This is a genomic window from Bacteroides acidifaciens (assembly GCF_024623065.1).
In the GTDB taxonomy this organism is placed as follows: domain Bacteria; phylum Bacteroidota; class Bacteroidia; order Bacteroidales; family Bacteroidaceae; genus Bacteroides; species Bacteroides acidifaciens.
The window spans coordinates 56,247-63,283 of the sequence record NZ_JANJZR010000023.1; the positions used below are offsets into that span (position 1 = coordinate 56,247).

Annotated in this window: 12 protein-coding genes and 2 pseudogenes; 6 read left to right on the plus strand and 8 right to left on the minus strand. The window is 43.1% G+C overall.

Going from position 1 to position 7,037, the window contains the following annotated elements; all coding sequences use genetic code 11:
- Positions 1-190 precede the first annotated feature (190 nt).
- From traN to NSB03_RS09175, 5 genes and pseudogenes are all read left to right on the plus strand, one after another.
- A pseudogene (gene traN / locus NSB03_RS09155) lies at positions 191-1,039 on the plus strand (conjugative transposon protein TraN); the annotation flags it as partial.
- Position 1,040: 1 nt separating this feature from the next.
- On the plus strand, positions 1,041-1,625 hold the full coding sequence (locus NSB03_RS09160; RefSeq protein WP_024986827.1) for a conjugal transfer protein TraO: 585 nt from the start codon (positions 1,041-1,043) through the stop codon (positions 1,623-1,625).
- 3 nt (positions 1,626-1,628) lie between these two features.
- Entirely contained in the window at positions 1,629-2,522 is an 894-nt protein-coding gene (locus NSB03_RS09165; RefSeq protein ID WP_227805475.1) for a DNA cytosine methyltransferase, read from the plus strand.
- A 13-nt stretch (positions 2,523-2,535) separates the two neighbouring features.
- Positions 2,536-2,982 (plus strand): DUF3872 domain-containing protein, encoded by a 447-nt coding sequence (locus NSB03_RS09170; protein ID WP_024986828.1) that lies wholly within the window; start codon positions 2,536-2,538, stop codon positions 2,980-2,982.
- Positions 2,979-3,569, plus strand: a complete 591-nt coding sequence (locus tag NSB03_RS09175) for a hypothetical protein (RefSeq protein WP_024986829.1) — start codon at positions 2,979-2,981, stop codon at positions 3,567-3,569. Before NSB03_RS09170 ends, NSB03_RS09175 begins: the two co-directional genes overlap by 4 nt.
- 61 nt (positions 3,570-3,630) lie before the next feature.
- Here the strand turns inward: NSB03_RS09175 and NSB03_RS09180 are convergent, their stop codons facing one another.
- From NSB03_RS09180 to NSB03_RS09205, 6 genes are read right to left on the minus strand one after another with little or no spacing between them, the layout of a single operon-like run.
- Positions 3,631-3,849 (minus strand): DUF3873 family protein, encoded by a 219-nt coding sequence (locus tag NSB03_RS09180; RefSeq protein WP_024986830.1) that lies wholly within the window; start codon positions 3,847-3,849, stop codon positions 3,631-3,633.
- A gap of 28 nt (positions 3,850-3,877) precedes the next feature.
- The gene (locus NSB03_RS09185; protein WP_024986831.1) at positions 3,878-4,465 is read right to left on the minus strand and encodes a hypothetical protein; all 588 of its coding nucleotides are present in this window, start codon (positions 4,463-4,465) and stop codon (positions 3,878-3,880) included.
- A 20-nt stretch (positions 4,466-4,485) separates the two neighbouring features.
- Positions 4,486-4,743, minus strand: coding sequence for a DUF8466 domain-containing protein (locus NSB03_RS09190; protein ID WP_024986832.1), 258 nt, complete (start codon positions 4,741-4,743; stop codon positions 4,486-4,488).
- Positions 4,744-4,760: 17 nt separating this feature from the next.
- The gene (locus NSB03_RS09195; protein ID WP_024986833.1) at positions 4,761-4,979 is read right to left on the minus strand and encodes a hypothetical protein; all 219 of its coding nucleotides are present in this window, start codon (positions 4,977-4,979) and stop codon (positions 4,761-4,763) included.
- 6 nt (positions 4,980-4,985) lie between these two features.
- Positions 4,986-5,474 carry an SLOG family protein gene (locus NSB03_RS09200; protein WP_024986834.1) on the minus strand — a complete coding sequence of 163 codons (489 nt, stop codon included), beginning with the start codon at positions 5,472-5,474 and terminating at the stop codon, positions 4,986-4,988.
- A gap of 11 nt (positions 5,475-5,485) precedes the next feature.
- On the minus strand, positions 5,486-5,749 hold the full coding sequence (locus NSB03_RS09205; RefSeq protein WP_024986835.1) for a hypothetical protein: 264 nt from the start codon (positions 5,747-5,749) through the stop codon (positions 5,486-5,488).
- 564 nt (positions 5,750-6,313) lie between these two features.
- Between NSB03_RS09205 and NSB03_RS09210 the strand changes: the two genes are divergently transcribed.
- Positions 6,314-6,580 (plus strand): hypothetical protein, encoded by a 267-nt coding sequence (locus NSB03_RS09210; RefSeq protein ID WP_128824280.1) that lies wholly within the window; start codon positions 6,314-6,316, stop codon positions 6,578-6,580.
- Positions 6,581-6,668: 88 nt separating this feature from the next.
- On the opposite strand, the gene NSB03_RS09215 is transcribed toward NSB03_RS09210, so the two are convergent.
- Together NSB03_RS09215 and NSB03_RS20760 are read right to left on the minus strand one after the other, a co-directional pair.
- Positions 6,669-6,839, minus strand: a complete 171-nt coding sequence (locus NSB03_RS09215; RefSeq protein ID WP_257466346.1) for a hypothetical protein — start codon at positions 6,837-6,839, stop codon at positions 6,669-6,671.
- Positions 6,766-6,963 (minus strand): annotated as a pseudogene (locus NSB03_RS20760) (hypothetical protein); the annotation flags it as partial. The gene NSB03_RS09215 and the pseudogene NSB03_RS20760, both read right to left, overlap by 74 nt.
- Between the last annotated feature and the right edge of the window lie 74 nt (positions 6,964-7,037).

Genomic DNA, 7,037 nt, shown 5'->3' on the forward strand with positions numbered 1-7,037 from the left:
ATCAACAAAAATAACAAGCATGAAAAGAGTAATTTTAATGATGGCTTTTGCCATTGGTATGACCGGTGCTTATGCACAAAAAAACGTGAAAGTGGAAAAGACAGAAAATAACACGGAAAAAATAGCGGATTCCGAAGAAACGGAAACCATGCCACTATCGGATAAGGAGAATGCAAGACGCAGTCCGTCCACCGGTGATTTGTTTGACGGGTTGACACGACCGGTGACATTTGATCGGATGATCCCTCCATACGCTTTGGAGGTAACATTTAATAAAACAGTACATCTTATCTTCCCGGCGGCTATCAAGTATGTGGATTTAGGATCAGCGGATATTCTTGCTGGTAAAGCGGATGGTTCGGAGAACGTGCTTCGGGTGAAAGCGGCATTGAGGGACTTCTCACGTGAAACCAATCTGGCGGTGATCACGGACGATGGCAGCTATTATACGTTCAACGTGAAGTATGCGGACGAACCGACCAAATTGAATATCGAGATGAAAGACTTCATCCACGATGGCGAGGCAGTGAACCGACCGAACAACTCGCAGGAAATCTATCTTACAGAACTCGGCAACGAGTCACCGCTATTGGTACGGCTGATCATGAAGTCCGTTTATGACAATAACAAGCGTCTGGTGAAGTATATCGGCTGTAAACGTTTCGGTATCCAATATATTTTGAAGGGAATTTATACACACAACGGTCTGCTTTATTTCCATACGGAACTGAAGAACGCTTCCAACGTGCCATTCTCCATTGACTTCATCACCTTTAAGGTGGTGGATAAAAAGGTGGCAAAACGTACTGCCATTCAGGAGCAGGTTATTGTGCCGCTTCGTGCTTTCAACTATGTGACGACAGTTCATGGAAAAAGCAATGAACGGACAGTATTTACCTTACCTAAATTTACCTTGCCGGATGACAAACAGTTGATTGTCGAGATGAACGAGCAGAACGGGGGAAGACATCAGCAGTTTATCCTGACCAATGCCGAGTTGATCCGTGCTAAAGTTATTAACGAGCTAAAGGTGAAATAAGATGAAAAGGCTATCTATTATTATATGTATGTTTTTGTGCTTTGTCCTGACGGACAAGGCACATGCCCAACGTTGTCTGCCCGGAATAAGAGGGTTGCGTATTACTGCCGGCATGACGGACGGTTTTCATACGGTGGACAAGCGTAACGAGCTGGGTTACCATTTCGGGCTGGGGATGGACAGGTATGTGAACGGTTGCCATAAGTGGGTATTCGGGGGTGAGTATCTCCAAAAGTATTACCCATACAAGGACATACGTGTCCCGATTTCCCAATTCACTGCGGAAGGCGGTTATTATTATAATTTCCTCTCGGATGCCAACAAGGTGTTCCTCTGCTATGCCGGTGCTTCGGCGTTGGCGGGATATGAAACCGTGAATTGGGGTACAAGTACGCTGTTCGACGGCTCACGCTTGCGTGCCGGGGATGCGTTTATCTATGGAGGTGCTGTATCACTGGAGATAGAAACCTATCTTACCAATCAAGTAGTATTGCTGTTCCATGCCCGTGAGCGTTGTCTTTGGGGAAATGACAGCGGGCATTTTCACTTCCAATTCGGGGTGGGACTGAAATTTATAATTAATTAGGGCATGGTTCTTTTGGAATTATTTTCGGGTATTGGTGGCTTTAGTAAAGGATTGCAGGCTGCCGGATACTCGTTTGAGAAAGTATATTTCTCGGAGATAGAAAAAAATGCAATCGCCAACTTCAAATACAATTTTCCTTATGCGGAACATATCGGATCGGTTACAGAAATCGGAACAGCGAGAATCGAATATCCCGACATCATCACTTTCGGAAGTCCTTGCCAGAATTTTAGTTCAGTCGGCGACGGTAGCGGACTGCGTGGAGGGGCAAGTTCCCTTGTCTGGTATGCTGTCGAAGCCGTCAGGAGATTCAGACCTGACGTTTTTATCTGGGAGAATGTTAAGGGAGTCTTCTTCGCAAAGCATCGATCAGATTTTTGGAGCATTATCAAAGCGTTTACCGACATTGGCGGTTATCGACTTGAATGGCAATTGTTTAATACGGCATGGTTTCTACCCCAAAACAGAGAGAGAATCTACCTTGTCGGACGTGTTGCAGACCGATGTACCGGAGATGTATTTCCTTTCCCGGCGCCGGGTGGAGGGAATCCTCCGTGCAGGAAAGACACGGTTTATCCCCGTGCCTGCGGAACGATAACACGTAACTACTACAAACAACCTAATTTAGGTAACTATCTGATAAACCTGAAACCGGGAGAAACTTTTAACGAACAACCGACCGAAGATCAGAAAGCCCGAATCCGTATGCTGACGGAGGTGGAATGTGAACGCTTGCAAGGTTTTCCCGATGATTTTACCAGATATGGAATTTTCAATGAGAAAGTGGGTACAATCTCACGAGCCAACCGGTATGCGATGCTTGGCAATGCTGTAAGCGTGCCGGTGGTACGTACCATAGCGGAACGAATCAGAAGAAACACAGTCTTAAACGATTAATTTTTTAATGTGTATGAAAAATATGATAGAAACATTGTTTATTGTTGCATTCACGCTTATCGGCGTGATTTGTGTAACCGCCTGTTCTGACAAATTGGACGTTCAGCAGGTGTATGAGTTTGATTTGGCGACCTTGCCGGTGCAGACGACAATCGTAAAGGGCGAGGAAGCGGAAATTCGTTGCCAGCTCATAAGAAGCGGTAAGTATCAGGATACTAAATACTTTATCAGGTATTTCCAACCGACAGGCAAAGGGGAACTTCGCATGGAGGACGGTACGGTTTTGTTGCCGAATGACCTGTATCCGTTGCCGGAAGAAACATTCAGGCTCTATTACAAGTCACTTGACACAGACCAACAGAAAATAGATATTTACATTCTTGATTCCTTCGGTCAGATTGTGCAAAAGTCTTTTGCTTTTAACAATGAAGTGGACGATAAAAAGGAGGATACCGAATGATCTATGCCGGATATACTCTGAAAAAAAGCAGCGACGAGCAGTACACGCCGGCTTATGCGGTGGCTCCTATAATTAAATATATACCCGGAAATAAAATCGTCTGGTGTCCGTTTGATACGGAACATAGTGAATATGTGTTGGCGTTGAAAGCCGCCGGTATCAGGGTGGTTCACTCCCATATCCTTACCAGTGAGGACTTCTTCGTTTACGAGCCGGAAGAATGGGATCTGATTGTTTCCAATCCGCCGTTCAGTATCAAGCAGAAGGTTGTGGCACGCTGCCTTGCACTCGGCAAACCGTTTGCGTTACTGCTTTCCAACCTATGGTTGAACAGCAGTGCGCCAGCTCGCTTGTTCCGGGAAAAGGAGATGCAGATGTTGTTGTTTGACAAGCGTATTCAATTTACGGAAAAGAATGCCGCCTATTTCAGATCAAGTTACTTTTGTTGGAAAGTCCTTCCAAAACAGATCGTGTTTGAGAATCTGAACCGTTCCAGATATGAGGAGAGCCGGATGGCTGATGACATGAAGAAATATGTTGGTACGTTGTCTGCATCCACACGGCGTGGAAGAACCGAACCTGAATGAAAACTAATGAGATAGCTCCCTTTACCGGAATGGAAGCCGGTAAAGGGAGCTTGTTTCTGTATTATTTCCTATCCTCTTTCTTTTTAAGCCATTCATTACACAATCGCCTGCACTCTTCCAATGTAGGCTTTACACAGGAGAAAAGTTCATTGTCTGCCGTATCCCTGTAATCATAATGGTAGAATGTGCGCTTTTTCCGTCCTATGGTCATTTGGAATTTTTCATATTTCTCACCTGCCTTGCAGGTTGAAACTCCGTTCTTGTTCATTTTCGTTGTCATAACTTATGGATTTTATGGTTCATGAATATTAAAACAGACTTAATTGTCGGGGTTGGGTGTATTGCCGTTTGAGTTCCAGTAATTTACTTTTCAGGTTGCGGATAATATTCGGGTTATAATTGCCTCTGTCAGAATCAGAGCTATGTTCCGCTTTATTGTATTGTTGCTCCAACAAGCGGATTCCTTGCCGGACAGCTTCTTTATAATCTCTGACAGGTTCATCCCAAACGGACGGGTGGCTACCGCCTCCGGCTGTGCCGGTACACCAATTGATGGTTACCGCATACGTTCCGTCAATGGATTGTCCGATGTGGATTGTGTTGAATGTGTCCAATTTGATATCCTCTACTATCGGTAACATGCCATTTATCCAACCATGTTCGTTGAACTGCTTGCCAATATAGCCGAAAATTAACCCTCTTTCATACGTGCGCACGTTGAGTATGATGTGGCGTACACTCTTTCCAAAACTCTCGAAATAAGCGATTTGTTCCGTATCGTTACGGCGTACCGCTAACAAGTAACGGAGGACTGCATTACGCTCTATCCTGCAAGGATTGTATTCTATAATCTCCTGCAATTTCTCTTCTCGTGTCATTTGAGATATTGGTTTCATATCATCTATATGTTAGAGGGTTAAAATTCTGCAATGAATAGCCGACTTTGGATGAACAGTACATTCCCTTTGGAAATGCGCTGGTTGCACCAGAAATGGTGTGAACCGTAGCCGTAAGTGAAATACTCGTCCAGTTCGGTCGTTTCCCGAAGTTTATCAATAGATTGGCGGAGTTCTTCTTCTGTCCGGCAAAAGAGAAGGGTATTTACCAGTTGGATAAGGAGTGCAGGGATTTTTTCATCCCATGCACAAATTACGGTTTCAAATGTTACGTTCATATTTTCAGATTTATTTATTAGACAGTCATTTTCAAAATTTCTCTCCAGTATATCGGCTCTACCTCACTGAGAAGGAAGTCGACAAAATCTTTTCTCGCTTCTTTGCACAACTCTCGGTAAAGCTCTCCAAAAGTGGTGATGTTGCCATTCAGGTAAGTTTCCACCATGTACTCAAAAATGTTGCTTACCTCGTAATATCTGCACTGCTGTGCGACTGTCTTGCTGTATCGTTTCATAAGGCTTTATTTATAAAGGTTTATAATGATTCTGTTTATCATTTGTGCTTTTCCTATGGTATAATAAGTACCTCCATAGGGTTGCTTGTCCCAATAGGCTAACACAATTTCGGAGTTGTCAATCAGGTAATCGTTCCTGTGGTGGAAGCAGCCTTTGCGGTAATCTTCCCGGAGAATAACCGCTTTATCGGCAGTTTTCATTATCCGATCGTATAAAGATTTATTCTCCGGTCGGTATCTGTTTGACTGATGGCGGAACGGTACAACGGCAATGAGTCGAATGTCCGTGTATTCTGCTTTGAGGTCGGCTACAGTTTGGGCTGCAAGCAGATCAAAGCCTTCTGCCATTCCGCTTAGAAAGTATCGGTAGCCCAAACCATACAACCTTCTTACTTGCGAAACTATATCCAGATAAAGATGTAGCATACCGACTTGGTGGATACGTTCCGAACGATGTCCGGTGAACGCTACTGATTTTGTAATATCCATTGTCATAACTGTATGTATTAAGATATTAATAACCAAATGATAATCCCGACTATGATAGCAAAGGAAAGCATGGCAATCAGGCAACCCCATACAAAACGGAACACGCCTGTCATCAGCTCCTTTGCAAGCCACAAACCGATAAACCACGCTAAAAGACGACCTCCGTACATATTCCAACAGAAGCCTGAAAGGAAGAGCCGAACCGACCAGCCAAGCCATTTATGCAGAGGCAGATTGAGTCTGTTCTTATTTCCGTTATGTATTTCTCTTGCTGTTTTCATAATCACGACATTTTTTTTATGCATTGACGAGTTGAGCTGACTTATTTCATGTGCATCAAAAGGTAGGGTTCAGGAAAAACAAGGTTTTTGGAAAAAATACCTCGTGCCATTTATGGCGCAGGGAAGATTTTTTTCAAAACCGGAACGGCTTGACCTTGTTTTTTCGTTAAGAACCCGAAGTACCTTTGCACTTGAATAAGTTAGCTTAATTCGCTTCTTTGCTTTAAATGTGGAGTGATGTCTATTGAAAACAGCGAGAGAAATACCCCATAGGAAGTTAATCCTAAACATTACTTAAAACTGTTGTGCTATAAATCCTTTATACAGAAAGCGATGTTAATGCGGAAAAATTTCTACCTTTGTGTTTGCGATGCAAGTAGCATCGTGTAATGTGTTCGTTTACCAACGTTCGGAAATCGCCAATTTCAAAAGTGTGAAGGTAAATGAACCGGGTAGGTTATACTTTGACGTAACCTGTCGGTTCACTTTGCACTGGGTGTTTGGCGATACCTCGAACGTAGTGTCCGACAGTGTTACGTCAATTTATATAATAACCTTATGATTATGGATCTACAATCGACTTCCTTGAAAGGAATAGTCCGGTCTTCAGAAGATGGACTTTTCTATCTGTTACCCATTCAGAGTTTATCTACATTGCAAGAAATGAAAGGACATTTGACCTGTGCGATAGATGTCTTGAGTAATTTGGATGAAAGTAATACAGAAAAGCGTTTGGACGCAGTTAGGACTTTGAACAGCCTTGTTGCTGCGTTGAGCGTGAATGACGGCGATCATTACAATGCAATGGATATTGCCTTTGAGGAAGTCTGAAAGTAAAAAACGGATAGACACAAAATAAAACTTTTCTATTTTGAAACCGGGAAAAAGAAAGGTGTTGTACTGGCCAATGAGTGGTTCATCACGCTTGCTTGTACAACACTTTTCTGCGGTTTTGTGTAGATTGTTCCGGTTCCGAAGGAATGGGAACAATCTTTTTGTCGATAATAATATGGCTTTTATTCTGCTGTTCGGAGTTGTGGATTGGATGGAAGAACTTCATCCGTTCCGTTATCAGCCTGTTTCTGCTCACGTTCTTTACGCCGTATTTCTTTGTCCTTCTTTTTTGCTTTAGCCTTTATTTCCTGTTCTTTAAGGATTTGCTTTAGGGGCTTGACTACATCAGGACGTTCTTTTTTGAAACGTTTATAGAATAATAGTCCGTTAAAAATTCAACATATTGGCTAAGCGGCTTCTGTCACTATGCCAAAGAGTTCTTTGATAAGTTTAG

Excerpts from the sequence above, each read along its gene's own strand:
- NSB03_RS09160 (WP_024986827.1), top strand. The coding sequence starts at position 1,041 with ATGAAAAGGCTATCTATTATTATATGTATGTTTTTGTGCTTTGTCCTG.
- NSB03_RS09165 (WP_227805475.1), top strand. The coding sequence starts at position 1,629 with ATGGTTCTTTTGGAATTATTTTCGGGTATTGGTGGCTTTAGTAAAGGA.
- NSB03_RS09170 (WP_024986828.1), top strand. The coding sequence starts at position 2,536 with ATGAAAAATATGATAGAAACATTGTTTATTGTTGCATTCACGCTTATC.
- NSB03_RS09175 (WP_024986829.1), top strand. The coding sequence starts at position 2,979 with ATGATCTATGCCGGATATACTCTGAAAAAAAGCAGCGACGAGCAGTAC.
- NSB03_RS09180 (WP_024986830.1), bottom strand. The coding sequence starts at position 3,849 with ATGACAACGAAAATGAACAAGAACGGAGTTTCAACCTGCAAGGCAGGT.
- NSB03_RS09185 (WP_024986831.1), bottom strand. The coding sequence starts at position 4,465 with ATGAAACCAATATCTCAAATGACACGAGAAGAGAAATTGCAGGAGATT.
- NSB03_RS09190 (WP_024986832.1), bottom strand. The coding sequence starts at position 4,743 with ATGAACGTAACATTTGAAACCGTAATTTGTGCATGGGATGAAAAAATC.
- NSB03_RS09195 (WP_024986833.1), bottom strand. The coding sequence starts at position 4,979 with ATGAAACGATACAGCAAGACAGTCGCACAGCAGTGCAGATATTACGAG.
- NSB03_RS09200 (WP_024986834.1), bottom strand. The coding sequence starts at position 5,474 with ATGACAATGGATATTACAAAATCAGTAGCGTTCACCGGACATCGTTCG.
- NSB03_RS09205 (WP_024986835.1), bottom strand. The coding sequence starts at position 5,749 with ATGAAAACAGCAAGAGAAATACATAACGGAAATAAGAACAGACTCAAT.
- NSB03_RS09210 (WP_128824280.1), top strand. The coding sequence starts at position 6,314 with ATGGATCTACAATCGACTTCCTTGAAAGGAATAGTCCGGTCTTCAGAA.